Annotated in this window: 23 protein-coding genes; 15 read left to right on the forward strand and 8 right to left on the reverse strand. The window is 59.6% G+C overall.

From position 1 onward, the window contains the following. The first annotated feature begins 70 nt into the window (after positions 1-70). The 7 genes from AN476_RS07380 (at position 71) to folP (ending at position 9,992) form a co-directional block, all read left to right on the forward strand. The gene (locus AN476_RS07380; RefSeq protein WP_054460339.1) at positions 71-595 is read left to right on the forward strand and encodes a DUF6446 family protein; all 525 of its coding nucleotides are present in this window, start codon (positions 71-73) and stop codon (positions 593-595) included. Between the two features lie 109 nt (positions 596-704). Further along, positions 705-1,913 carry a sodium/glutamate symporter gene (gltS, locus tag AN476_RS07385; RefSeq protein WP_054460340.1) on the forward strand — a complete coding sequence of 403 codons (1,209 nt, stop codon included), beginning with the start codon at positions 705-707 and terminating at the stop codon, positions 1,911-1,913. A 9-nt stretch (positions 1,914-1,922) separates the two neighbouring features. After that, on the forward strand, positions 1,923-4,148 hold the full coding sequence (gene glyS, locus AN476_RS07390) for a glycine--tRNA ligase subunit beta (RefSeq protein ID WP_054460341.1): 2,226 nt from the start codon (positions 1,923-1,925) through the stop codon (positions 4,146-4,148). Positions 4,149-4,478: 330 nt separating this feature from the next. After that, positions 4,479-7,037: a putative PEP-binding protein gene (locus tag AN476_RS07395; protein WP_054460342.1), complete on the forward strand. Its 2,559-nt coding sequence runs from the start codon at positions 4,479-4,481 to the stop codon at positions 7,035-7,037. A 178-nt stretch (positions 7,038-7,215) separates the two neighbouring features. Further along, positions 7,216-7,863: a cell wall hydrolase gene (locus tag AN476_RS07400; RefSeq protein ID WP_157063696.1), complete on the forward strand. Its 648-nt coding sequence runs from the start codon at positions 7,216-7,218 to the stop codon at positions 7,861-7,863. A 216-nt stretch (positions 7,864-8,079) separates the two neighbouring features. Continuing rightward, positions 8,080-9,000: a dihydroneopterin aldolase gene (locus tag AN476_RS07405; protein ID WP_054460344.1), complete on the forward strand. Its 921-nt coding sequence runs from the start codon at positions 8,080-8,082 to the stop codon at positions 8,998-9,000. Further along, positions 8,997-9,992 carry a dihydropteroate synthase gene (folP, locus tag AN476_RS07410; protein WP_054460345.1) on the forward strand — a complete coding sequence of 332 codons (996 nt, stop codon included), beginning with the start codon at positions 8,997-8,999 and terminating at the stop codon, positions 9,990-9,992. The genes AN476_RS07405 and folP overlap by 4 nt, the downstream gene beginning before the upstream one ends. Positions 9,993-9,999: 7 nt before the next feature. Here folP and AN476_RS07415 read toward each other — a convergent pair whose 3' ends face one another. Further along, a complete protein-coding gene (locus AN476_RS07415) occupies positions 10,000-10,911 on the reverse strand; it encodes a DMT family transporter (RefSeq protein WP_054460346.1) in 912 nt (303 codons plus the stop codon). A 109-nt stretch (positions 10,912-11,020) separates the two neighbouring features. After that, on the reverse strand, positions 11,021-11,932 hold the full coding sequence (locus AN476_RS07420) for a DMT family transporter (protein WP_054460347.1): 912 nt from the start codon (positions 11,930-11,932) through the stop codon (positions 11,021-11,023). 153 nt (positions 11,933-12,085) lie between these two features. On the opposite strand from AN476_RS07420, the gene AN476_RS07425 reads away from it, so the two are divergent. Both AN476_RS07425 and AN476_RS07430 read left to right on the forward strand, forming a co-directional pair. Continuing rightward, positions 12,086-12,712 (forward strand): hypothetical protein, encoded by a 627-nt coding sequence (locus AN476_RS07425; protein WP_054460348.1) that lies wholly within the window; start codon positions 12,086-12,088, stop codon positions 12,710-12,712. A 7-nt stretch (positions 12,713-12,719) separates the two neighbouring features. After that, complete coding sequence (locus tag AN476_RS07430; protein WP_054460349.1) at positions 12,720-13,958, forward strand: hypothetical protein; 1,239 nt, start codon at positions 12,720-12,722, stop codon at positions 13,956-13,958. 65 nt (positions 13,959-14,023) lie between these two features. On the opposite strand, the gene ilvC is transcribed toward AN476_RS07430, so the two are convergent. Further along, positions 14,024-15,046: a ketol-acid reductoisomerase gene (gene ilvC, locus AN476_RS07435; protein WP_009809277.1), complete on the reverse strand. Its 1,023-nt coding sequence runs from the start codon at positions 15,044-15,046 to the stop codon at positions 14,024-14,026. A gap of 132 nt (positions 15,047-15,178) precedes the next feature. Between ilvC and AN476_RS07440 the strand changes: the two genes are divergently transcribed. The 4 genes from AN476_RS07440 (at position 15,179) to AN476_RS07455 (ending at position 17,960) form a co-directional block, all read left to right on the forward strand. Further along, positions 15,179-15,634 (forward strand): Lrp/AsnC family transcriptional regulator, encoded by a 456-nt coding sequence (locus tag AN476_RS07440; RefSeq protein ID WP_054460350.1) that lies wholly within the window; start codon positions 15,179-15,181, stop codon positions 15,632-15,634. Continuing rightward, on the forward strand, positions 15,631-16,206 hold the full coding sequence (locus AN476_RS07445) for a hypothetical protein (RefSeq protein ID WP_157063697.1): 576 nt from the start codon (positions 15,631-15,633) through the stop codon (positions 16,204-16,206). Before AN476_RS07440 ends, AN476_RS07445 begins: the two co-directional genes overlap by 4 nt. Then, a complete protein-coding gene (locus AN476_RS07450; protein ID WP_054460352.1) occupies positions 16,203-16,679 on the forward strand; it encodes an Lrp/AsnC family transcriptional regulator in 477 nt (158 codons plus the stop codon). Before AN476_RS07445 ends, AN476_RS07450 begins: the two co-directional genes overlap by 4 nt. A gap of 156 nt (positions 16,680-16,835) precedes the next feature. Further along, a complete protein-coding gene (locus tag AN476_RS07455; RefSeq protein ID WP_054460353.1) occupies positions 16,836-17,960 on the forward strand; it encodes an aminotransferase class V-fold PLP-dependent enzyme in 1,125 nt (374 codons plus the stop codon). A 103-nt stretch (positions 17,961-18,063) separates the two neighbouring features. Here AN476_RS07455 and AN476_RS07460 read toward each other — a convergent pair whose 3' ends face one another. The 3 genes from AN476_RS07460 to AN476_RS07470 form a co-directional block, all read right to left on the reverse strand. Continuing rightward, positions 18,064-19,260, reverse strand: a complete 1,197-nt coding sequence (locus AN476_RS07460) for a UbiH/UbiF family hydroxylase (protein ID WP_054460354.1) — start codon at positions 19,258-19,260, stop codon at positions 18,064-18,066. Between the two features lie 99 nt (positions 19,261-19,359). Further along, positions 19,360-19,611: a hypothetical protein gene (locus AN476_RS07465; protein ID WP_054460355.1), complete on the reverse strand. Its 252-nt coding sequence runs from the start codon at positions 19,609-19,611 to the stop codon at positions 19,360-19,362. 133 nt (positions 19,612-19,744) lie between these two features. Next, on the reverse strand, positions 19,745-20,401 hold the full coding sequence (locus AN476_RS07470) for a pyrimidine 5'-nucleotidase (protein ID WP_054460356.1): 657 nt from the start codon (positions 20,399-20,401) through the stop codon (positions 19,745-19,747). A 168-nt stretch (positions 20,402-20,569) separates the two neighbouring features. Between AN476_RS07470 and AN476_RS07475 the strand changes: the two genes are divergently transcribed. Beyond that, a complete protein-coding gene (locus AN476_RS07475; protein WP_054460406.1) occupies positions 20,570-21,223 on the forward strand; it encodes a GntR family transcriptional regulator in 654 nt (217 codons plus the stop codon). Positions 21,224-21,245: 22 nt separating this feature from the next. Here AN476_RS07475 and AN476_RS07480 read toward each other — a convergent pair whose 3' ends face one another. Continuing rightward, positions 21,246-23,228 carry a glycosyltransferase family 2 protein gene (locus AN476_RS07480; protein ID WP_083464262.1) on the reverse strand — a complete coding sequence of 661 codons (1,983 nt, stop codon included), beginning with the start codon at positions 23,226-23,228 and terminating at the stop codon, positions 21,246-21,248. A gap of 187 nt (positions 23,229-23,415) precedes the next feature. Continuing rightward, entirely contained in the window at positions 23,416-24,579 is a 1,164-nt protein-coding gene (gene carA, locus AN476_RS07485; RefSeq protein ID WP_054460357.1) for a glutamine-hydrolyzing carbamoyl-phosphate synthase small subunit, read from the reverse strand. A gap of 222 nt (positions 24,580-24,801) precedes the next feature. On the opposite strand from carA, the gene AN476_RS07490 reads away from it, so the two are divergent. Beyond that, positions 24,802-25,275, forward strand: coding sequence for a GatB/YqeY domain-containing protein (locus AN476_RS07490; RefSeq protein WP_054460358.1), 474 nt, complete (start codon positions 24,802-24,804; stop codon positions 25,273-25,275). Positions 25,276-25,382: the final 107 nt, after the last annotated feature.

A 25,382-nucleotide genomic window follows, 5' to 3' on the forward strand; every position in this document is an offset into this window, starting at 1 on the left:
TGGCTTCCCCAGTAGCGGGGAGGCCGTGAACCCGGCCAACACGGCCAGCCAGACATCAAGGGCCTCCGCCATGGGCAAGTTTCTCTCCATTATTCTCATCGCCTCAGGCCTCGCTGCTGGGGCGGCGATGTATTACCTGCAGGTCTATGGCTACTACGACGAGGTAACAGCCAATCCCGGGCAGGACGTGGTTTTGCTGCCGCTTGACCAAGACACGCCGCGCCCTATTGCCTATGACAATTTCCAGGCCATCGATGCCGGAAGTTCGCCTATCCGCTACCGCGCCTGTTTCACCACCTCGGTGACGCGGCAGGAGTTGGCGCAGGTTTTTCAGCTTTCTGATCAGCATGAGCCGCGAAATGCGCCTAAATGGTTTGATTGTTTTGATGCTGAGGCGCTGGGCGGGGCGCTGAAGGAAGATCGGGCGACAGCCTTTGTTGCGGTCAAAAACATCTTTTATGGCGTGGATCGCATTGTTGCGGTGACCGATCAGGGGTTGGGATATGCTTGGCATGAGCTGAACGCCTGTGGCCAAAAGGCCTATGATGGCACCGTGGTGGGTGAAGCCTGCCCGCCGCGCCCGCAGAGTAACTGAGCCGGCAGGTCAGGCGCGGGCCCTTTCCCAGGGACACTTGACCTGGGCTGATCGGGAGCCGAAGCGGGCATTGGATCAGGCAGGGCTGGCCAGGAAGATGAGGGCTGTGATGGAAACTGCGATTACCATTCCTGATTTTATCTCAGTGACGCTTGGCTTTGCTGTGTTTTTGCTGGGCGCTCAGCTCAACAACCGAGTGGCGGTCCTGCGCCGCTACAACATCCCACAGGCTGTGACGGGGGGCCTGAGCGCGGCTCTGGCGGTGATGCTGGTCTATAATCTCACCGGTCTGGAGATCAGCTTTGAGATGGGCAGCCGGGACATGTTTCTGGTGCTGTTCTTTGCCGCGATCGGGTTGAACGCCCGGTTGTCGGATCTTTTGGCGGGCGGTAAGCCGCTGGCAATTCTACTGTTTCTGACCTTTCTGACAATTTTGGCCCAGAATGTGATTGGCGCTGTGGGGGCTGTTGCCTTTGGCTACCCAGCCCAGGCAGGGGTTTTGATGGGCTCGGCGGCGTTGATTGGGGGTCATGGCACAGCGATTGCCTGGGCGCCGGAGGTCGCGGCCACCACCGGGCTGACCGGCGCGCCCGAGCTTGGCGTGGCAGTGGCAACCCTGGGGTTGGTGCTGGCGGCGCTGATCGGCGGGCCAATCGCGCGCAGCCTTATCACCCACCATGGGCTGACCCCAAGCCGTCCCGAAGAAGAACATACCGTTGGTGTCCCCCATGATGAGGCCGAGAGCGCAGCCATTGACCACCTGGCCCTGGTCCGGGTGATGCTCTACCTCAACCTCGCGATCATCCTGGGGTATGCGCTGCATGCTCTGTCGCAGGTCGCGGGGCTGAAACTGCCGCTCTTTGTGCCCTGTTTGGTGGCGGGGATCTTGCTGGCCAATCTGCGCGCCCTGATCGCACCCAAAGCGCCTTCGGTGGCGCGGACGCCGGCTCTGGCTCTGGTGTCAGACTTCTCCCTTGGAGCCTTTCTGGCGATGTCGCTGATGAGCCTGCAGCTTTGGACCATTGCGGATCTTGGCCTGACCATCCTGGTTATTCTGCTGGCGCAGACCCTGTTTGCCGTCGGCTTTGTGCTCTTTGTGCTGTTTCCGATGCTGGGCAGCAACTACCGGGCGGCCGTGCTGGCCGCCGGATTTGGCGGTTTTGCTCTTGGGGCGACCCCCACCGCCATCGCAAATATGACCGCAGTGACCAAACGCTATGGACCCTCTCCTATTGCTTTTGTAGTACTGCCCCTGGTGTCCGCCTTCTTTGTGGATATCGCCAATGCCATCGTCATCCAGACGATTGTGAACTTCTGAGGACCCCTGATGCCCGATCTGCTGATTGAACTGTTTTCCGAGGAAATCCCGGCCCGTATGCAGGCGCGTGCGGCTGAGGATCTGAAAAAGCGCATGACCGATGGTCTGGTCGAAGCGGGTCTCACCTATGCCGGGGCTGCGGCCTTTTCGACTCCGCGCCGTTTGACCCTGGCCGTTGAAGGCCTGCTGGCCGAAAGCCCAACCCTGCGTGAAGAGCGCAAGGGGCCCAAAGTCGGCGCACCGGACAAGGCTATTGAGGGTTTTCTGCGTGGTGCAGGGCTGACTCGGGATCAGCTGGAAGAGCGCGACACCCCCAAGGGTGCGGTTTATTTTGCTTTGATCGAAAAGCCGGGTCGCCCGGCTGCCGAGATCATTGCTGAGGTTTTGGAAGCGACCATTCGCAACTTCCCCTGGCCCAAAAGCATGCGCTGGGGTACGGGATCTTTGCGCTGGGTGCGTCCGCTGCATTCGATCCTGTGCCAGCTCAGCGATGAAAACGGCGCTGAGGTGGTGCCGCTGGAAATCGACGGGATCAAAGCGGGCAATGTGACCCAGGGCCATCGCTTTATGGCGCCGGGCGAGATCAGTGTGAACGGGTTTGAAGACTACGCCGCCAAATTGAAGCGCGCCAATGTGGTGCTGGACCCGGCAGAGCGCCAGGCCGCGATCTGGCAGGAAGCTGGTAATCAGGCCTTTGCCCGCGGGCTGGAGCTGGTCGAGGACAAGGGCCTTTTGGCCGAGGTCGCCGGTCTTGTGGAATGGCCGGTGGTGCTGCTGGGGGATATCGACTCCGAATTCCTGGAGCTGCCACCAGAGGTGCTGCAGACCTCCATGAAGGAACATCAGAAGTTCTTCTCGGTGAAGAATCCCAAGACGGGCCGGATCGAGGGCTTTGTCACCGTTGCCAACCGTGAAACCGCCGATCAAGGCGCGACCATTCTGGCGGGCAACCAAAAGGTGCTGTCGGCGCGTCTGGCCGATGCAAAATTCTTTTGGGAGAATGACCTGCGGGTTGCCAAATCCGAGAGCGGCATGGAGGCCTGGACCGCGCAGCTGTCGAATGTGACCTTCCACAACAAGCTGGGCACCCAATCTGAACGCATTGACCGCATCGCTGCGCTGGCGCGCGAGATTGCACCTGTCGTTGGCGCGGACGCGGATCTTGCGGAACAGGCGGCACGGGTGGCCAAGGCGGATCTGTCGTCCGAGATGGTCTATGAATTCCCCGAGCTGCAGGGGCTGATGGGGCGCTACTACGCCGAGGCCGCTGGCCTGCCGCAGGAGGTCGCGAACGCCTGCGAGATGCACTATTCGCCGCTGGGCCCCTCGGATGATGTGCCAACCGAGCCTGTCTCGGTCGCGGTGGCGCTGGCGGATAAGCTGGATACCCTCACCGGGTTCTGGGCGATTGATGAAAAGCCCACGGGCTCCAAAGACCCCTTTGCCCTGCGCCGCGCTGCCCTGGGGGTGATCCGGTTGGTGCTGGAAAACGATGTGCGGTTTTCCCTGGATCGCTTCTTTGACGGGCATCTGGTGCGGATTGAAGGCGCGTTGGATGCTTCTTTGCCCTCTGCCGAAATCGCCTCGCTGCTGGCAGAGATCGCGGAACATGGTGTCTTTGGCGCCGCTTTCCGCACTGTCAAAGAGAGCCTCGGGGATCTTGCCGAGGGTTCGTTCTTGGATCTTGAAACAAGGGTGCCGGACCTCTCGGTTGATCTGCTTTCTTTCTTCCATGACCGCCTGAAGGTCTTCCTGCGGGATCAGGGTATTCGCCACGATGTGATCGACGCTTGTATCGCCATGGAGGGCAATGATGATCTGACCCTGCTGGTAAAGCGCGCTCGGGCGCTGGAGGATTTCCTGAAGTCCGAAGACGGCACCAACTTGTTGCAGGGCTTTAAGCGCGCCAATAACATCCTGACCCAAGCCGAGGCAAAAGACGGCGTCGAATATTCCTATGGGGCGGATGTGAAATTCGCCGAGGACGAAAGCGAAAAGGAACTTTTCGCGGCGCTTGCAGCGAGCGAGGGGGCGATCTCTTCGGCCATCGAGGCCGAAGATTTCGCGGCCGCCATGGGCGGCATGGCGGCCCTGCGGGCGCCGGTGGATGCGTTTTTTGAGGCGGTGCAGGTGAATTCGGACAAGGATGTTGTGCGCCGCAACCGGCTGAACCTGCTGAGCCAGATCCGCAAGGTCTGCGGCCAGGTGGCGGATCTGACCCGGATCGAAGCCTGATCCACAGCCAGGGTGGCGAGGTTTGGGGGGCTGCGCTTGGGCGCGGCCCTTTTTCCTTTGCTGGGGAGGCGTTTTAGGGGCAGCTCTGCCCCTAAAAGCGCTGGCAATTGTAATAGGCCAAGTGCGCCTCAAGGTTGAACCCTGCCGTAGGCAGGGCCGCTGACGCGGAGCTTGACCCGCGCTTTGGCCAATGCTGTGATCGGGCGTGACGCTGTGGCATGGAAGTGATCTCTGAGGAAATTCCCACCCCGCGCCGGGCTTCACCCTTGCGAAGAGGGCTGGCGTGATTATGCTGCAGGCAACTAAAAGGTGCCGCAGTGCAGAAAAATCATGTCTGAGATCCCGCTTGCTACGTTGATCACCGCCACTGCGCCAATTGAGGCGGCGCAGCATGGGGGGCGTGCCAAATGTCTTCAGCGCTTGGTGCGACTGGACCTGCCGGTGCCCTGCACGGTGGCGCTGTCATTTGCTGCGGTGCAGAAGGTGGCAGCGGGTGAGATGCCGGACATTCCTGCCATTCTTGCGGAATTTTCTGAAGATGCGCTGCTCTGCGTGCGCCCCTCTTCGGAGGTGCCGGATTGGGGCGGACCCGGCGCCATTCTGAATATCGGTATGAACAATGCCCGCTATGTCTCCTTGAGCGAGGCGCTGGGGCAAGAGGCGGCGGCTTCGCTCTATCTGCGGTTTGTGCAGTCCTATGCGGTGCATGTGGCGCGGCTGGACCCGGATGTTTTTGATGATGTCGAGGATGGCGGGCCGGATGCGCTGCGCGAGATCCTACAGGCCTATGAGGCCGAAACGGATGAGGTATTTCCACAGGATCCGGGCGAACAATTGGCGGCGGTGCTACGCTCGATGGCGCGGGCCTGGGAGGGCACTTCGGCACGGCTGTTGCGGCAGGCCAAAGGCGCGCCGGCTGATGCCGGGCTGGGCCTGGTGGTGCAAGAGATGATTCCGGGCCTTGGCCAGGGGGAATGCGGCTCTGGCGTGCTGCAGCTGGTGGATTCCGATACCGGTCTGCCTCAGCTGACGGGGCGCTATCTGAGCCAGAGCCAGGGCCGTGAAGCACTGGGTGCGGGCACGGAAGCGCTGTTTTTGGAAAAGGACGCACGCGGACCCTCGCTGGAGGAGCTGGCACCTGAGGCTTTTGCTTCGATCAAGGCGGATGCGGCGCTGATGCGCGAGCGCCTGCGCGAAGAGATGCAGGTGGAGTTTGTCATCCAGGATGATCAGCTGCATATTCTGGACGGGGTGCGGGTGCAGCGCTCGTCGCGGGCGGCTGTGCGGATTGCGGTGGCTCTGGCGCAGGATGGAATCATCCCAGCCCATGAGGCGGTGATGCGGGTCGATGCCCATGTGCTGAACGAGTTGTTGCACCGGCAGGTGGCGCCAACGGCTGAACGTGACCTCATAGGTTCGGGCATTGCCGCCAGCCCAGGCGCGGCAACCGGGCAACTGGTGTTTACGGCTGCTGAGGCCCAGTCCAGCGCCGCGCGGGGGGAACCCTGTGTTCTGGTGCGCCGTGAGACCTCGCCCGAGGACGTGCGCGGCATGCATGCCTCTGTGGCGGTACTGACGGGGAAGGGCGGAATGACCAGCCACGCGGCGGTGATTGGGCGTGGGCTTGGCCTGCCTTGCATCGTGGGGGCGTCGGATATGAAATTCGATTCTCGCAAGAAACAGCTGGTCACCCCCAAGGGACGGGTGTTTCGCACCGGCGATATTGTCACCATTGATGGCAGCAGCGGTGAAGTCCTGGCCGGAGAGCCCGAGATGCTGGAAGCGGCGCAGGATGATGCTTTTCAGGCGCTGCTGACCTGGGCGGATGAGGCCCGGGATATTGGTATTCGCGCCAATGCCGACACGCCAGCAGATGCGCAGACTGCGCGTAATTTTAATGCCCAAGGTATCGGGCTGTGCCGGACCGAGCATATGTTTTTTGATCCCGGCCGCCTGACAGTGATGCGGGAAATGATCTTTGCAGAGACCTCTAGCGGGCGGGCGGCAGTGCTGGCGCGGCTGTTGCCAATGCAGCGCGAGGATTTTCTGGAGCTGTTTCGCATTATGGAGGGGCTGCCGGTCTGCATTCGCCTGTTTGATCCGCCTCTGCACGAATTTCTGCCGACAACCAAAACCGGGCAGCGCGAATTGTCCGAGGCGCTGGATATCCCGGTCAGCGATGTCACCCGCAGGGTGGGGGAGATGGCGGAATACAATCCAATGCTGGGTCTTCGCGGTGTGCGCCTTGGCGTCACGGTGCCAGAAATCTACGACATGCAGGCGCGGGCGATTTTTGAAGCCACGATTCTAGCCTCCAAAGACGGCGCTGCTGTGGTGCCCGAGGTGATGATCCCTCTGGTTTCGGCCAAACGCGAGGTCGAATTGGTGAAGGCACGTATTGATGCGGTTGCGGCAGCAGTGGCCTCTGAGCAGGGGATCAGTTTTGACTATCGTTTGGGTGTCATGGTCGAAACTCCGCGCGCCGCCCTGCGGGCCGATGAGATCTCGCCGCATACTTCCTTTCTGAGCTTTGGGACCAATGACCTGACCCAGATGACCTATGGGCTATCTCGTGATGATGCGGGCCGGTTTATGTCCAATTATGTGCAGCAGGGGGTCTTTCCCGAAGACCCGTTTCACGTGCTCGATGTAGACGGGGTGGGTGAGCTGCTCAAACTGGGCGTGCAACGGGGCCGAAGCGCCAATTCGGAGGTGACGCTTTCGATCTGTGGGGAGCATGGCGGCAATCCCGAATCGATTGCTTTTTGCCGCGCTGCGGGCTTTGACTATGTCTCCTGTTCCCCTTTCCGGGTTCCTGTCGTCAGATTGGCGGCAGCGCAGTTGGCGATTGGTGAAAAAACCGGGGCGGTCTCGCCAACATATACATAAAATTAGGAAAAATTTGCTCTTTCCCCCTCTGGTGCGGCCCTGTCCGTGATCCTGTGCCTTGCTGTGATTTGCCTCCTCCGGTCCCAGAACTGGACGTTTGGCATGAATGTGGTTAAAGGAGGCGATCGCATTGGACTGGGGAGGCCGTGCGCAGATGGATAATTTGAGGATCCCTGACATGAAATTCCTGACCTTGGCTGCCCTGGCGGTAGCAACAACAATGACGGGACAAATGGCCAAGGCCGAGACGGGCCTGAGCGCCCTGTTTAAGCGTGAGCAGTCGAGTCTGAATTCTGTTCCGGGCTCTCGCCTGTCGGGTTTCTTGGGCTTCAAAGTGCGCCCCAAGACAACCACCCCAGCTGAGATCACCTTTACCAAGGCCTGGCTGGACGAGCAGCCGGTGGCCACGGGAGATGCAAATTTTGCCTGCCTGGCAGAGGCGCTGTACTTTGAAGCGCGTGGCGAAACCGTCAAAGGTCAGTTTGCCGTGGCAGAGGTCATCATGAATCGGGTCAAATCGGCTCAGTTCCCCAATACGCTCTGTGGGGTGATCAATCAGGGCACCGGGCGCCGCTATCAGTGTCAGTTCACCTATACCTGCGATGGCCACGAAGAGGTGATCCGCGAAAAGAACGCCTATGTGCGGGGGGCCAAGATCGCGCGCATGGTGATCGACGGGGCTGCCCCCGATCTTACGCAGGGTGCGACCTATTACCATACCACGGCGGTCAGCCCGCGCTGGAGCCGCAGCTTTACCAAGACCACCCGCATTGGTGTGCATCTGTTTTACCGCGACGATCGCTATCGCACCGCCTCTACTGAATAAAGGCCTGTGCGACCTCGGAGAGAGGGCGGCATATCCTAGAGCGGAGGCCCGGAAGGGGCTCTTGCCCCGGGCTAGACTGACCCCAATTGCCAATTGCGCCGCATTCGATGCCTAGTCGGACGCAAGAGGGCCTGTTATGGCGGGCCTTGAAGGGTAGACTGCCGCCTACCCGTTGTTCAACGTTCTCCTTTCTGCCAGCCAAAGGCCCGTTTCCCCATGTCTTCAGATGTTCGCCTCGCCTTTGAACACCCCTCCGAGCGTGCCGCCGCAACAGCCCGGCCTGGCCCACTGGACCGGATTTCGCTGCGCGATCATATGGTCGAAGTCGAAATCGGCGCCTTTCAGGCCGAACGGGGCAATACGCAGCGGATCAGCTTTAATGTCGTGGTTGAGGTCACCCCGCTGCCGGCGGATCTGGACGACGATGTGGATCGGATCCTGTCCTATGACAAAGTGACCGAGGCCATCGCTTTTGAGTTGGCGGCGGAGCGGCTTAACCTGTTGGAAACGCTGGCTGAACGTGTTGCAGAACGCATCCTTCTGGAGCCGCAGGCGGTGCGGGTCTTTGTGCGTATTGAGAAGCTGGATCGCGGCCCCGGTGCCCTAGGCGTGGAAATTGCCCGGTCCAAGGATCAGGTCAGCCACAGCGTCGAAGAGGACGAACCGCCGCATCCGCGCCTGATGTATCTGTCAAACGCGGCAATCGAGAGCGCCAACTTCAAATCCTGGATTGATCAGATGGAAAGCCGTCAGCGGCCGCTGATTCTCTGTGTTGGTGCTCATCCGCTGGAGACGCCCAAAACTGGCCACAAGATGACACAGCGGCGAATTGATTTGCTTTCTATTGAACAAAATGCCTGGCGTCTGGCCGCCAAAGACGATCGCTGCGTGGTTGTCGCGACCCGAACCGAACTCGATTGGGCCATGAAAAATGGGCAGATCTGTGTTTGGGCGCCTTCCAAGATTGTTTTGGATGCGGTGGATGGCCCGTCTGAGGCGCCTTCTGAATCGGTTGCATTGGCAGCCTGGTTTGCGGCAACCTTTGAGGCGGGCGAGATGATTGTTATTGGCGCAGAAACTCCTGAAAGCCCGCAGGTTCCGCTGCGCGTGGTGAATGTGGAGCAAACACAGTTGTGATGTATTACCGGCCACTGGTACGGCATGGAGAGACACGACCCGAAGGCGCGCTGCCGCTTGCTGGCGGTTCGCTTTGGTTCTCGGAAGTTGAGCTGCTGAGCCGTGAGGCACCGCCACGGATCGTTCCGGTCGGGCTGATCCCGCCAGAGGTCCGGCATCGGCTGACCTTTCGGCGTGCGGCCATCGCCGGGTTGGATATGACTCGCCCCAAGATTATGGGCATCCTCAATGTCACGCCCGACAGCTTTTCCGATGGCGGACGCCATGCGGGTGTCGAGGCGGGTGTCGAGGCAGCCCAACGGATGGTGGCGGAAGGGGCAGATATCCTGGATATCGGCGGCGAATCTACCCGCCCCGGCGCGGCTTTTGTGCCCGAGGACGAAGAGATCGCCCGCACCAGCCCGGTGATTGCCGCTATTCGTGCCCGCTCCGAGGTGCCGATCTCGATCGACACCCGCAAAGCCTCCGTGGCGATGGAGGCCTTGGACGCCGGGGCGCAGCTGGTCAATGATGTCTCTGGTTTCACCTTTGATGCGGCCCTGGCTCCGCTGGCGGCCCAGGCAGGCGCACCGGTCTGTGTGATGCATTCGCAGGGTGACCCGGAAACCATGCAGAATGATCCCCGCTATGATCATGTGCTGCTGGATGTCTATGACTACCTGGAGCAGCAGGTGGACCGGCTGGAAGCCACGGGGATCCTGCGCGATCAGATCGTGGTTGACCCGGGCATTGGTTTTGGCAAAACCCAGGCCCATAATCTGACCCTTCTCAAAGGTTTGAGCCTGTTTCACGGGCTTGGATGTCCGATCCTTTTGGGGGTGTCGCGCAAGCGTTTTATCGGTGATATCGGCCAGGAGCCGCAGGCGGATAAGCGCGCGCCAGGCTCTATCGCCGTGGCGCTTTCGGGGATCGCCAAGGGGGTGCAGATGATCCGGGTGCATGATGTCGCGGAAACGGCACAGGCGCTGCGCCTGTGGCAGGCAATCCGCTGATCTGCCGTTAGCGCCCCTGGGCCCGGCTGAACAGGCGAGTTAGCGCGCCCCATTGGCTAATGCACAGCCCGGTCAGAATCAGCGCCATGGCCAGCAGCAGCGCGGCGGGCAGGGTTTCCCCCAGGAAGATCGCGCCCAGCACAACGGCCCAGACCGGGACTTGGTAATTGGTCAGTGTCATAAAGGTGGGCCCGGCCTCGCGCACCACGATCACCCGCAGCAGATTGGCAGCTGCCGTCGGGATCAGCCCCAGCACCGCAATCAGAGCCAGCGTCTGCCCGTCTGGCATCAGGGGAGGGCCCTCAATGGCCCAGGCTGTGGGTAGGATGATCACCGTGCCGATGAGCAACAAAAGGGCGGCCAGACCCAGGGGGTCTACTGGTGGCAGGCGGCGGGTCAGGATCGAGCTCATCGCATAGCAGCCCGCGGCTGACAGGCAGGCCAGGCGGCCAAGCAGTTCAAGTTCAGAGCTGCTGCTTTCAAAGGCCTTGCCGCCGATCAGAATGGCGACGCCGACAAAGCCGACCACAAAACCGATCACGCGGCGCAGGACCATTCGCTCGCCGGGGATGAACACATGCGCCAGGGGCAGCACCATGAGCGGGATCGCCGCCATGCTGAGGCCGGTGAACCCGGCAGAGACATGTTGTTGCCCCCAGTTGATCAGCATAAAGGGCAGGGCGGTGCTGAAGGTGCCGATGATCAGCACCGCAGGCCAGCTGCTTTGTCCTCTAAACAGGCGAAAGCCGCGCCAGCCCCAGATCACACCCAGCAACAGGGCGGCAAACCCAATGCGCCCAGCGGCTAGCCAAAAGGGGGTAATACCGGTGAGCGCCAGTTTGATCAGCGGAAAGGTTCCGCCCCAGACAAAGCCGAGCGTGGCGATCATCAGCCAGTATTTTCCCATCCGCTCTGGCATGATCTCTCCCCGCCCCACCGCTGTGCACAAGACGGCTTTGCGGTCTTGAGGTCAATTGCAATTGTTTCGGCCTGGGGCGATGTCTTGCCCTATGGCGGTGCTCCGGGTGTCAGGGGCGCTGGCGATGGGCGGGCGCCCGGCTGAGCAAGAGGCCCCCAAGGATCAGGATCAGCGCAGCAAAAAGCTGTGGGGGCAGGGTCTCATTCAGCAGCAGTGCGCCAAAGAACACCGACCAGACAGGGACCTGATAGTTCACGGTCGACAAAAAGCTGGGGCCTGCGCTGCGTGCCACCTGCACCAACAAGACCTGCGCCAGGGCAGTGGGCACCAGGCCAAGATAAAGCACCGCAAGCAGGGATTGCCCCTGTGGCAGGCTGGGCAGGCCTTCCTGCCACAGCGCCATGGGCACAATCATCACGGCACCACAGCTGAGCGCCGCCGCTGAGAGCGAAAGCAGATTCACGCTGGGGCAAAGCCGGGTGATGATGGAGCCGATGGCATAGCAGAGTGCCGCCGCCAGACAGGCCAGCCGCGCCAGCGATTCAAAATCACTGCCCGCAGAGGCAAAGGCCTTGAAGCCGATCAGGGTCAGCACGCCGCTGAACCCAATGGCAAAGCCCAAGGCGCGGTTCAGGGTCATCCGCTCGCCAGGCACCAGGACATGGGCCAGTGGCAGCACAAAGAGCGGCACCACAGCCATGCAGACCCCGGCAAAGCCACTGGCGACATAGGTCTGTCCCCAGCTGAGCAGGGTAAAGGGCAGGGCATTGGTGAAAAATCCCATGCCAAGCGCACAAAGCCAGATCACTCTGCCCTGACCGTTGTGCAGTGAAGGCAGGCCAATGCGCATCACCGAGATGATTGCCAGCAGAGACGCAGCCCCCAGGGAGATCCGCACGGCGGCAATTGTCACCGGCCCCAGCCCTTGGAGCGCGAGGGTAACCGCCATAAAGGAGGACCCCCAGATCAGGCCGAGGATGATCAGTTTGATCCAGTTGGCGGTGCCAGGAGATGTGGACATGGTTGATCTCATTTGCGCGAAACGATCCAGCCCTACGCGCAGTGGCAGGGCTTGGCAAGGGAGCAACCGGGGTGACGAACGATTGGGGTGAATTTTTTGCAAGATGATGCTATCATAGGTTGATTTTCAGATCACCATATTGGGAGGAAATGAATGCGTATTACAGTTTTTGCGACGACATTCTTGATGGCGACCCAGTTCAGCCCGGCCTTTTCACAACCGGTTTCTGAGGAGGAATTTGAGCTGGAGGCGCCGCAGCAACGGTCCTCGACCGGCTCTGGGGTGCGCGCCGCTCTTGAGGAGGATGGTTGGGAGGTCGATTTTGGACGCGAGCTCAGCCGTGAAGAAGTGATGGCATTGGAAAGAGCCAAAAGTGAGGTCTTCGCCTGTTTGGCGTCGGGGGGCGGGGTCACCTGCAGCGAACAGGCAGGGAATTGGGTGCAGGCCTTTGTGCCACAGGAACAGGAGGTTTGGAGTGCAGAAGGGTTGGTACTGAATGAGCGTATGACCCTGCCGACTGAAACATTTGGTATGGCGCTGAGAGAGGCAGCCTTGGGCAGGCAGACCTTTGTTGCAGAGGGTGTGGAAATCGATATCGGTTTCGCTGAGATCTCAAATTTCCAGAAATTCGAAGTTCGCGTCCCTACTCTGGTCAAAGAGCCCTGCGGGCCCAGCCTGTTCAAGATGCAGTGTTCCGTCATTGAGGAGCGGGTGGAGCAAAAATACCTACCGCTTGAGGATACCTACCAACCCTACGTCCGTACGCGTCCGGTGGAGTGAGAATACCATGGCTATAGAAACATCTGATCTAATTGCTCAAATCAAGGAAAAGGATGCGGTCAAGGAGACGCTGGTAGAGGCGCTGCGAAATCATGCAGAGTTCAAAAAGATGCTGCCAGAGCTTTGCGAAAACGATCTGGCAGGGATCATGCGCAACTCGGAGCATGTGCGTAAAACCCTTGTCGATGAACTCAAGGGAGATGAGGCTTTTTCGGAAAGCATCGTTAGCCTGATACAGGCAGAACAGCAACGCCAGCAAGAGGCACGCCCCAAGCTGCTCAGTCTAGAGTATTGGAAGCAATCCACCATTTGGGGGCCTGTTCTGGGGTTTGTGGTGTTTGCGGCTGCTCTGTTTGGGCTGTCGCTTAACGACTTTCTTCACCCGCGGGCTTGGGCGCATGAACTGTTGGATACCGATCAAAGGGTGGTCAATGTGGTGAAGGGGGCACCTAATTCTGAGACTGCCCAGGTCTTTGCGACTGAGCTGGAAGCAAAACTGGCTGGCCTGATCGGCTCTGACAAGGACGAGAACCCGGTCCGTGACAGTATTCGTGGCGTGATTGAGGCGCGGCCAGTTGTGATTTCGCATGACTGGCAGCCTTTCGACGTCTTTCCTGCCCAGCCGGCCTTTTCCTCCCAATGTCAAAATGAGCTTCGCCAAATTGAGCAGGAGTTGCAATTTGTAGAAACCAATAAGTTGATCCCGGCAAGTGAGAAGCAGTCGGTCTTGATCAGTGGTGGCTTGTGGGAGCAGTCGCCTGACAAGGATGTAATCGAAAGAGACATCAATGCGGCGCGTTTTTCGATGCTAGAACTGACTGGAAAGCAGCAGGAAAAAATGATGAGCTGCTATTCTCAGATGCCCGATCCCAGACTGATCTTCAGCTTCTATGCCGAGCCGGGCCAGGACACTGTGGAAGCCCGGTTTCGGATCCTTGAACTGACAAAGGCCGAAGATCTACGTGTCATGACCCCCTCCGACAAGGTCGCCTTTTCTGCCACCATTAGCTCTTTGTCACAGGATCATGAGGACCCGAACCTTTCAAAACCGATCCCGCTGAAAGTCACGGGCGATGGGGTTCTTGCGGCCAGTATCAATCTCCAGTCCGATGAGGCTGGTGGTTCAAGGATGGATCGAATCCACAAAATTGTCATTGCATTGGACCGCAGCGAAATTCGCCCCGACACATTGAATTTTGTCGTCGGTGCGGTGTTTTTTGTGAACAAGCAAACAGACAACGGATAGCAAAGCAAAAGGGCGCCATCTTCTGGCGCCCTTCTTTAACCGTAGTGTACTGAACCGTTCAGCGCTTAGTTCTTTGCTTTGTCGACCATTTTGCCGGCCGAGATCCAAGGCATCATGTCGCGCAGTTTCTGACCAACCACTTCGATCTGGTGCTCGTCATTGGCACGACGCGAGGCTTTGATGGTGGGCTGACCAACGGCGTTTTCCAGCATGAAGTCACGCACGAACTTACCGGACTGGATGTCCTGCAGGCTCTCTTTCATCGCTTTCTTGGTCTGCTCGTATGGCAGGATGCGTGGGCCGGTGACATACTGGCCGTATTCCGCAGTGTTGGAGATCGAGTAGTCCATGTTGGCTATGCCGCCTTCATAGATCAGGTCAACGATCAGCTTGGTTTCGTGCAGGCACTCGAAATAGGCCATCTCTGGCGCGTAGCCAGCTTCAACCAGAGTTTCAAAGCCACAACGGATCAGTTCAACGATACCGCCACACAGAACCGCCTGCTCACCGAACAGATCGGTTTCGCATTCTTCGCGGAAGTTGGTTTCGATGATGCCAGAGCGACCGCCACCGATGGCGGAGCAATAGGACAGACCGATTTCCAGCGCTTTGCCGGTGGCGTCGGTGTTAACAGCAACCAGGCAGGGCACGCCGCCGCCTTTGGTGTATTCGCCGCGCACGGTGTGACCTGGGCCTTTGGGCGCCATCATGATCACGTCGATGCCTTCTTTGGGCTCAATGAGGCCAAAGTGCACGTTCAGGCCGTGGGCGAATGCAATGGCAGCACCTGGCTTGATGTTGTCGTGAACGTATTTCTTGTAGGTTTCGGCCTGCAGCTCGTCGGGCATGGTGAACATGATCACGTCACACCAGGCTGCGGCTTCTGCGATACCCATAACCTTCAGGCCTTCGCCTTCGGCTTTCTTGGCAGAGGCAGAGCCTTCGCGCAGCGCAACCACGAGGTTTTTTGCACCGGAATCACGCAGGTTCAACGCATGGGCGTGGCCCTGGCTGCCGTAGCCCAGGATGGCCACTTTTTTGTCTTTGATCAGGTTAACGTCGCAATCGCGGTCATAGTATACGCGCATATCAGAGATCCTCTCGGGTTGTCGTTTGATGGCATCATAGGCGGCCTGCCGGGATATGCACTGCTGCACTTCGCATTTATTTCAACATTTTTGTAGTAGTCATTCGTGATATTGTTGATTTATGATGAAATCATGCTTGATGATCTGGATCGGCGCATATTGCGCCACATGCAAAGCGACCCGGAACAATCGATTCCGGATCTGGCTGAACGCCTCGGCCTGACACCCTCGCGCCTGTCGCGGCGGCTGGACAAGCTGCGCGAGGCGGGCATTCTGCTGGGCAGTCGGGCGATGATTGACTGGCGCGCCCTTGGCTATAGCGTCGAGGTCTCGCTGCGGGTCACGCTGGACAAGACCAATCCGCGTGCATTTGATGAATTCATCACCCAGGCCCGGGAGATCCCAGAGGTGCTGGAGATCCAGACATTTCTTGGCCAGGTAGATGTGCGTCTTTCGGTGATTGCCCGCGACATGGGCCACTACCAAATGATCTACCGCAGCGCCATTCTCACCCTGCCGCATATCGCCGATATTGAGGCCCTGATGCATGTAGCCCGGATCAAAAGCAACGAAAGCCTGCCACTATGAGTGATTTGAACTTCGGAAAAGATTGGGAAAGTAGATTCGGAGACGTTCCACCCTTAGGCTATTTGCTGCGTAGCAGACGACCTGATCAGTGGACACGCTTTCATGCGCTTCCCGAGTCCAAACGTTCTGCAGAAACTCGGACCGAGCGCCGGATCATTTTGGATCGCGCAGCAGAAATTGCTGAGTTTCTCTTCGGATCAAAAAAGGATGTATGGCTTGCGACGTGCAGTTTGACCTATGCTGGCGATCGTCGAGCCAAGCGGAAGCGCATAGTCGGCGTTGAGACGCCGCTTCCTTTTGTGTTTTCACGAGATGAAAGCTGCTTTTTCGGAGATCAGGTCCAGGTCGAAGTCTATGCGGACAGAACGATTTGGCGGCCCGGTCATCAAGATGCTCTGCTGACCAAGATCGCTGATGATAGAGAAAATGCGCTTTGGTTTGCCCCCTCCTCTGGCCGGGTCTTTGCCCCCTATGATGGCGGTTTCGACATTGTTGTTGAGAACAGTAATGTGGTCGCGCGAGCTGAAGAAAAGTACAGCGCTTGGATGTCGGATTTGGACAGCAAGCTATGAGTGATCTGGATGAGATCGATTTTGCCCTGCTGCGGGCGCTAAGCCAGGACGCCAGCCAATCTGCCGGAGCGTTGGGGCGCGAACTGGGTCTCAGCCAACCTGCCACCTGGCGGCGGATCAAACGCCTGCAGGACCTAAAGATCCTGGTTGGGCGGCAGCTGGATCTTGACCGCGAGAAACTGGGCTTTGGCGTCACCGTGTTTCTGGGCGTCAAACTCGGCACCAAGGGCCGCGTCAGCCTCGAGGATTTTGAACGCGCCGTGTCCGCCATTCCCGAAGTGCAGACGGTGGAACATGTACTGGGGCTCTATGACTATCGGCTGCGGGTCACTGCCCGCGATATTGCTGATTTTGAACGCGTGTTGCGTCGGCGGATCATGCTCCTGCCCGGTGTGGGATCGGTGGATGCCAATGTTCTGCTCAGCGAAGAGCGCCGCCCAGGGCCGCTTGGGCCATTGGACAGGGCGGGCTAATCTAGGGCCGTAGCCTATGGGCTCCGAAACACTGCTGATCGGATCATTCCTCGCGATTTTTAGACAGTCTTGTTGCTGGAAGCGGGCTAACCCCGCGGCGCTGACCGATATAGGCTGGGCCCAGATAGCAGCGTGCACAGATTTAGGGAGAGTTAGATGGCACTATTGGACAGCGTAGACTCGCAGGGGCTGGATGAATTCTCGGTGGTTTTCACCGACCGCTCGCTCAACCATATGTCCAAGGCCTTTCAGCAGGTGATGCTCGACATCAATGCGATGTTGAAAGAGGTCTATCGGGCTCAGGCTGTGGCGCTGGTCCCCGGTGGCGGCACCTATGCGATGGAGGCCGTGGCCCGGCAATTTGCCAAGGGGCAGGATGTACTGGTGGTGCGCAACGGCTGGTTCTCCTACCGTTGGAGTCAAATCATCGAGGCCGGTGGGCTGACCGCCTCAACTACGGTGATGAAGGCCCGCCAAAGCGGCAATGCGGCGCAGTCGCCCTTTGCGCCTGCCCCGATCGAAGAGGTCACCGAGGCCATCCGCGCGCAAAAGCCGGGCGTCGTCTTTGCGCCACATGTGGAAACAGCCGCCGGGGTGATCCTGCCCGATGACTATGTCACCGCCATGGCTGCCGCCGCCCATGAGGTTGGCGCACTGATGGTGCTGGATTGCATCGCCTCGGGTTGTGCCTGGGTGGATATGCAGGCCTGTGGCGTGGATGTGCTGATTTCGGCGCCCCAGAAGGGCTGGAGCGCCTCTCCCAGCGCAGGGCTGGTGATGTTCTCGGACAAGGCACTGGAGCGGCTTGAGGAAACCACCTCTGATAGTTTTGCCCTCAACCTCAAACAATGGCGTGCCATCATGCAGGCCTACGAGGACGGCGGCCATGCCTATCACGCCACCATGCCCACGGATGCGCTGCGCGCCTTTCGCGATACCATGCTGGAAACCAAAGACTACGGGTTTGAGAAACTGCGCGATGCGCAATGGGCGCTTGGGAATGGGGTGCGGGCCTTGCTGAAGGAGAAAGGCGTGACCTCGGTCGCGGCCGATGGCTTTGGCGCGCCGGGTGTTGTGGTGAGCTATACCAGTAACCCAGAGATCCAGACCGGCAAGAAATTCGCCGCCCTAGGCCTGCAGATCGCCGCCGGTGTGCCGCTGCAATGCGACGAGCCTGCCGAATTCCGAACCTTCCGCCTGGGTCTTTTTGGCCTCGACAAACTCTATGACGTCGAAGCGACGCTGCAGCGTTTGAGCAGCGTCCTAGATAAAGCGCTCTAGGGCATCATCTTTCCAAAAATATTCCCGCCGGAGGCCCCAGCTTTCCCGGCGGGAAAGCTGGTTTCCTGAACTTTATCTCGAGGGAAATGAAGGGGGGCTCGGTTTACTTAACCCCTAGTCCCATCTGCATCAGAGTGCGGCGCACCGGGGCGAGGGAGTAGAGCGCATTGAGACCCATTGCCCGCAGATCCCGCAGGGGGCGGGCCTCAATCATTGAGCTTCGGTTGAGCAAATCAATGCCTTTCACGCGCAGCAGGATCTCATTGTGCCGGGCTTTGTGATAGGCGCTGAGCATCTGCGCATCTCCCAGCCCCTCGGGGCGGGCCTCGGCCAGTTCCAGCAGCACCCGCAGATCGCCCAAAGACATATTCAGCCCCTGCGCTCCGATCGGGGGCACCACATGGGCAGCCTCGGCCATCAGGGCCAGACGCTGGCCGTCCATCCGTTCTGCAGATTGGCTGATGATCGGCCAGATGCTGCGGCGGGACGCCAGGGTGAGATCGCCAAATAGCCCACAGCTGCGTCGGGTCATTTCGGCCTCAAAGGCGGTGACTTCCATTTTCTGCAACGCATCGGCACGCGGTCCCCGTTCCATCCAGACCAGGGCCGAGGAGGGCTTGCCCTGATAATCCGGCAGCGGCACCAGTGTAAATGGCCCGCCCGAGCGATGGATCTCGGTCGAGACATTGTCATGCGGCACGGGGTGAGTCACCGCAAAGGCCAGGGCTTTTTGCCCGTAACGGGTGGTTTTTACCCCAATGCCTGCGGCCTGGCGCATGGGCGAGTCTCGGCCATCACAGGCGACAACCAGCTTGGCCTGGATCTGCGCGCCATCACTCAGGGTGACGCGGGCTGCAGTGGTGCGGGTAAACAGCGATTTGGTGCCAATGCCGGGGCGAAACTCCACATTCGGCAGGGACTCGATCCGGGCCAGGATCTCGCGCCGCAGCAACCAATTGGGCAGGTTCCAGCCAAAGGGTTTGTCGGAAATGTCAGCGGCATTGAAATCTTTGACCACCCGCGGCTCTGGCTGTTCTCCGCCAGCATCGACGATGCGCATGATCTGCAACGGCGCAGCGTGATCGGACAGGCGATCCCACAGACCAAAGCGCGCCAGCAGCGCCTGGGCGGGCTGCAAAAAGGCGGTGGTGCGCAGGTCAGAGCCATCGGCATCGCGCAGGGTTACTGGCGGCGTTGGATCGACACAGATCACCTTGAACCCAGCCGCGCCAAAGGTGGCCGCTGCCGTCAATCCGGCGACGCCGCCACCGGAAACCAGAATATCACATGTCTCAGCCATTGCCCTGCCTTTCCTGCTATCCCTTCCAGATAGGCCCGGCGACGGGGCAATGACAAGCGGCATCTCCCCGCAGGCTGGGCGATGAGCCAAAGCTGGCCGTTAGCCCCGCGAAATGGCAATGAGCAGGATGAACATCACCGGCACCAGTGCCACAGCGGGAAGGTAGAGGCCGGGGATGCCAAACAGCAGAATGGAGCTGCCCCAGAGGCAGATCAGAATGGCCAGTGCATAGATGAAATTTTCTTCATCGCCGTAGGCCACCTCTTTAGAAATCCGCCCCAGCAGGGGAACAGCAAAGAGAAAGCGTTGCCAGAGAGGCAGGCGGTCGGGGAGGGTATAGGCAAGAGCCATGCGCGCGATCCTGATGTGGTTTTGGTCGGGCGATATATAGGGCTGTAAAGATGAGTTTTTGAGGCCTGCTTCCCTGCAAACTCACAGCCTTCCCTGTGGCAGAATGTCCCCCAGCGACGTTCGGGCCTATGTCCTAGAGGATCTTGGCGAGAAATCCGGCCAGATCATCGGTGTGATGATGAATGTGGCTGTTGTCAGTGCCTCGTGCAAGCGCCTCGGGGGCGACATGCACAGTGCGCATCCCCATGGCATGCGGCGCAGTCAGGTTGCGCGGGTCATCCTCGAACATGGCGGCGGTTTCGGCTTGAACGCCTGCCTTGTCGAACACCATGTCAAAGGCTGCACGTTCGGGTTTGGGGCGGAATTCGGCATGTTCGACACCGTAGATCCCGTCAAACAGCCCTGACAGGCCACGGGCCTCCAGCACCCGTTTGGCATAGGGGGCGCTGCCATTGGTATAGACGATGCGCTTGCCCGGCAGGGCCTTGATACAGGCCGCCAGATCCGGGTCTTTGGGCAGATGATCCATGGAGATGTCATGCACCGCTTCCAGATAGGGGAGCGGATCCAGGTCATGCTCGCGCATCAGTCCCGCCAGGGTGGTGCCATGGTCGCGCCAATAGCTGTGGCGCAGATGATCCGCTTCTGCCTCGTCGACTCCCAGTTCCTGCATCACATAGTTGGTCATCTTGACCTCGATCTGATCAAACAGACGGGCCGAAGGGTGATAGAGCGTATTATCCAGATCAAAGACCCAGTGACGCACGTGAGAGAATGCTTTCTTGACCATAGCCAAGCAGTAGGCAGGCCGGGGCGTATTTGCAATGGGGGCAGCAGAGCCAAAGGATCAAATGCATCGGTTTCTCTTGCGGCTTTCTGGCTCGATAGGCTGGCAAAGGCTTGATTGCGCTGGCGTGACCTGTAGGAATACAGTCCTGCCAGTTGAATGGAAAACCTGATGACCCAGAACCGCAACACCCAGAAAGATGCCTATTCCCTTATTCTGGAGGCGATTGACATCGGCGTCTACAAACCGGGCGATCGGCTGGTCGAAAGCGATCTGGCGGAACGCCTGGGGGTGTCGCGCACACCAATCCGCGAAGCCCTGCAGCGTCTGGAAACCCAATCCCTGCTGGAACGCGATGGGCGCTCTTTGATCGTGGCCTCGCTGGACCACAATCAGATGGCTGAGCTATATATGGTGCGCCGCGAGCTGGAGGGGCTCGCCGCCAGCCTGGCCGCACGCCATGCCACTGCTGAAGAGGTGCGCGTGCTGAAAGACATGGTCCATGAGGATGACGCCCTGGTGGACAAGCCGACGGATCTGGCCAAGGCCAACCGACGCTTTCACGAGCAAATCCACCTAGCTTCGCATAACCGCTATCTGGTGCAACAGCTCAATCTGGTTCATCGCTCAATGGCGCTGATGGCGACAACCTCGCTGGCGGCAGAGGGCCGGGGTGAGATCGCCCAGGCGGAACATAAAAAGATCGTTGCGGCGATTGAGGCCCGCGACGAAGAGGCCGCAGGGCAGGCGCTGAAGGATCACATCTCGGTCGCCTTCATGACGCGGTTGAAACAGGATGCCGGAGACCGGGGGCAGGGTCGCTGAGGCCGGGCGACTTTTCCGGGGCTTATGTTTTTGGTGTGATCGGGTGGTTCTCAGGACGGGACTTTGGACCGCATGTGCGGTGCTCCCGTGCGCTGATATCCGGAGGATGCAGCCCATGACTGGTCTTATCCCAAAAGAAGGGATCATAGAGCAGTTCATAGAGCGCCTTGTAGACTGCCACCGGCCCCATCAGATAGTAGATTGGTAGCAAGGGCGCCCATAGGGCCAGTCTGGGACGGCCGGAAGCAAAGGCGCCGATGATGGCAAGCCCGACGCCGAGGGCTTCAAAGAAAATCAACGAGGACAGGCCAAAGAGCAGCAGCCCCTCCGGCAGCAGCGCCGCGCTGGGATGCGCCAGCCCCAGGATCACCAGCCAATAGGTCCATAGAAAAGGTGCCAGTAAAAATTGTCCGATGGTGCCCAAAAAGAACCCTTGAAAGCCCAGAAATCTGAACCAGCCAAGCGTTTGGGCCAATTGCATGGGGCGGCGCATGTGAACAAGGTAGGTGGCCATAAAACCCTTAAGCCAGCGCGAGCGTTGACGGACCCAAGCCGGAAAATGACAACTTGCTTCCTCGTAGGTCGCGGTGGGCAACATTTGGGTGCGATAACCCGCCCGGTAGAGGCGAACCCCTAGGTCGGCATCTTCGGTGACATTATGTGCATCCCACCCCCCCAGCCTATCCAGCACCTCACGTCGCACAAACATGGTGGTCCCGCCCAGGGGCACCACCAGGCCCAGGCGGGCAATGCCTTGCAAAATCACCCGGAACCAACTGGCATATTCGAGCGTGAAGCAGCGCGAAATCCAATTTGCGCGCGGATTGTAATAGTCCAGAACGCCCTGAAGGCAGGCGACGTCCGGCGGGGCATTGGCAAAACCCGCCGCGACTTTTTGCAATTGATCTGGCTGTGGTGCATCTTCGGCGTCCCAAACCCCGATGATGTCGCCCTGGCAGAAGTTCAAGGCATAGTTCATTGCACGCGGCTTGGTGCGCAGCTCTCCCCAGGAGGGCACTTCGATCGCGGCGATCCAGGCTGGCAGGGTGGTATCTGCCAGCGCCATTTGGGTGAGGCTATCGTGCTCTTCCAGAACCAAAAGAACCTCCAGCCGATCCTTTGGGTAGGTGAGCCTGGTCAGACGTTTGAGCAGTGCCGAGCTGACTTCGGCCTCCTTGTAGAGTGGCACCAGCACCGTGATCTTTGGCAGTATCTCAAGAGCTGAGCCAGCAGCCGTGGCCGCGTGTCGGTGCCGTCTTGCCAGCAAAAATGCGAAGAGACCGCTGAGTTTAAGCCCCGTAAACAGCAAAAGCAGCAGCAGGGCGGCACCGCAGCAGAAGGAAAAGACTTCCAGTGGAAACAGAACCGCGAGGCAGAAAACAGTACAAACGGGGAGCAGTTGCTTGAGCCGTCTTGCATGTTGGAACAATGTTCGGCTGCTGAGTTCGGGGGCGACGCTGTGACTGGCCTGTCGGGCCATGGAGGTCCGGAAATGCCGCAGGAGCAGGCTCGAAATTTGCCCCGCTGGGGCCAGCACAGGGATAAAAGGCCCAAAATGCGCGGTCAGGGTCTGTTGCTGGCGCTCGGCCTCCTCGGCTGTGGCAAAGGCAATGGCAATGGTATCGCCCAGCTGTACCCAGGGAATTGCGCGATGGCGCAGCCAGAAGCTGGCAGGCAGCCGGTTCAACAAGGGGGCGCTGGGCCGGTGTTTGCCCAGATCAACAGGTCGCAGGGCCAATGCCTCGGAGCGAAAAATCCCATTGGCAGCAACGCAATGGGGGTGTGCGTTTTGGTGCGCCAGCTCTTCGGCCTGGCCTTGGGCCGCCGGGCCAGTGGCGGGCAGCGGCTGGGTTGTTGGCCCGTCAGGCCTGACCTCAGGGGCTTGATTAGGGGGGCGCCCCGGTAGGGACTGTCGCTGTCCTGCGGCAGCGTGAGAGCTTCGCAGATAGAGTTGGCGCGTGCTCTCTTGCTCGCTCACCTTGGGAGCGGCTGTCGATACAGGCATCGCTCCCTTCTGTGGAACCCAGACGGAACGGCGAAAACGCTTAAATCCACGAGACTGCAAACCGCGCATACGATCACTCAAAACAAAACCCCAGATGCATTGCGCATCTGAGGCTGAAGAGGGTGGCTTAACAGTGTGTTAACCACAATATCTGCCCGGCAGTTTTAACCGAGTATTGATCAAGGCTTTATGAAGCTTTGCGCTCGGCCATGGCCTCGGCAAAACGCTCGAACAGGTAGAAGCTATCCTGTGGACCAGGGCTTGCCTCGGGGTGGTGCTGGACCGAATAGACTGGACGCCCTGCCATGCGGATGCCGCAGTTGGAGCCGTCAAACAGCGAGACATGGGTCTCTTCCACGCCCTCGGGCAGGCTTTGGGAATCCACCGCAAAGCCATGGTTCATCGAGGTGATCTCGACCTTGCCGGTGGCGTTTTCCTTGACAGGGTGGTTGGCCCCGTGATGGCCGTGGTTCATCTTGATGGTCTTGCCACCCAGCGCCAGCGCCAGCATCTGATGGCCGAGACAGATACCAAAGACCGGCAGGTCAGTGTTGTCCAGAATGCTCTTGATCATCGGCACCGCATATTCGCCAGTGGCGGCTGGATCGCCGGGACCATTGGAGAGGAACACGCCATCGGGGCCATGGGCCAGGACTTCTTCGGCGGTGGCTGTGGCGGGCAGCACTGTGACATCGCAGCCAGCCGAGGCCAGGCAGCGCAGAATGTTGCGCTTGGCACCATAGTCGATGGCGACAACCTTGTGCTGTGGATTTTCCTGACGGCTATAGCCCTCTGGCCAGGCCCAACGCATCTCGTCCCAGCGGTAGCTCTGGGCGCAGGTGACCTCCTTGGCCAGATCCAGGCCTTCTAGGCCGGACCAAGCGCGGGCCTCTGCCACCAGGGCCTCGACGTCAAAATTGCCGTCAGGGTCATGGGCCAGGGCGACATGCGGGGCGCCCAGCTGGCGGATGGCGCGGGTCAGGCGGCGGGTGTCGATACCGCCGATGGCGATGCGTCCGGTGCGGGTGAGCCAGGTGCCCAGCTCTTCGGTGGCGCGCCAGTTGGATGACTGTGTCGGGTCCCATTTCACCACCATGCCGGCGGCAACCGGATCTGCGGTTTCATCATCCTCGGGGGTGATGCCGGTATTGCCGATATGGGGGAAGGTAAAGGTCACGATCTGTCCGGCATAGGAGGGATCCGTCATGATCTCCTGATAGCCGGTCATCGCGGTGTTGAAACAGAGCTCAGCGACGCATTGACCTGTGGCGCCAAACCCGGCTCCATAAAAGACGGTGCCATCGGCGAGCGCCAGACATGCGGTTGGCTTGGACGGTGCTGTATCGGCCATGACAGAGAGTCTCCTGCGGGTGAAATTCACCGGCTTTTAGGGCCGGGCGGGCATGGGGTCAAGCCTCGCTGACAGGGCGAGGGAACAAGATGTGCGAGACAAATTGCCCTGTGGCTGAGCAGTTACCTGCCCTTGCGTCGCGACAAATGGCCTGGTGCTTGAAATGCGCAGGGCGATTGGATAGAGGTGCCAATTCCGGTTTCCTCTGGATGGATAAGAACGATGGATACGCGAACTCAGGTCAACCAGGCTCTGAAACAGGCGATGAAAGACAAGGCAGCCCAGCGGATTAGCACGCTGCGCCTGATCAACGCCGCAATCAAAGATAAGGAAATCGCCGCCCGTGGTGGGGATGGAGAAGTGACCATCGGCGACGCCGAAGTGCTGGCGATTCTTGGCAAAATGACCAAGCAGCGCAATGAGAGCGCGCGTGCCTATGAAGAGGGCAGCCGCCTGGATCTGGCCGAGCGCGAACTGGAAGAAGTTGCCATCATCGAGGAATTCCTACCCAAGCAGCTGGACGAGGACGAGACCCGCGCGGCGGTGAAGGCGGCGGTGGCCGAAACTGGTGCTGCTTCGATTCGCGACATGGGCAAGGTGATGGGGGCCTTGAAGGCCAAATTCACCGGCCAGTTGGATTTTGGCAAGGTCGGCCCCATGGTCAAGGACGAGCTGTGCAAGGACGGCGGCTGCTAGAGGCAAAGCAAACTCCGGACAAGATCTGCAATAGGGCCCCAGTTGAGGGCCCTTTTTTGTTCGTTGCATTTTCGCGGGACGGGTTGTTTTGTGGTGAGATTGACCAT

Origin of the sequence: Phaeobacter sp. 11ANDIMAR09 (assembly GCF_001294455.1) — a bacterium.
In the GTDB taxonomy this organism is placed as follows: domain Bacteria; phylum Pseudomonadota; class Alphaproteobacteria; order Rhodobacterales; family Rhodobacteraceae; genus Pseudophaeobacter.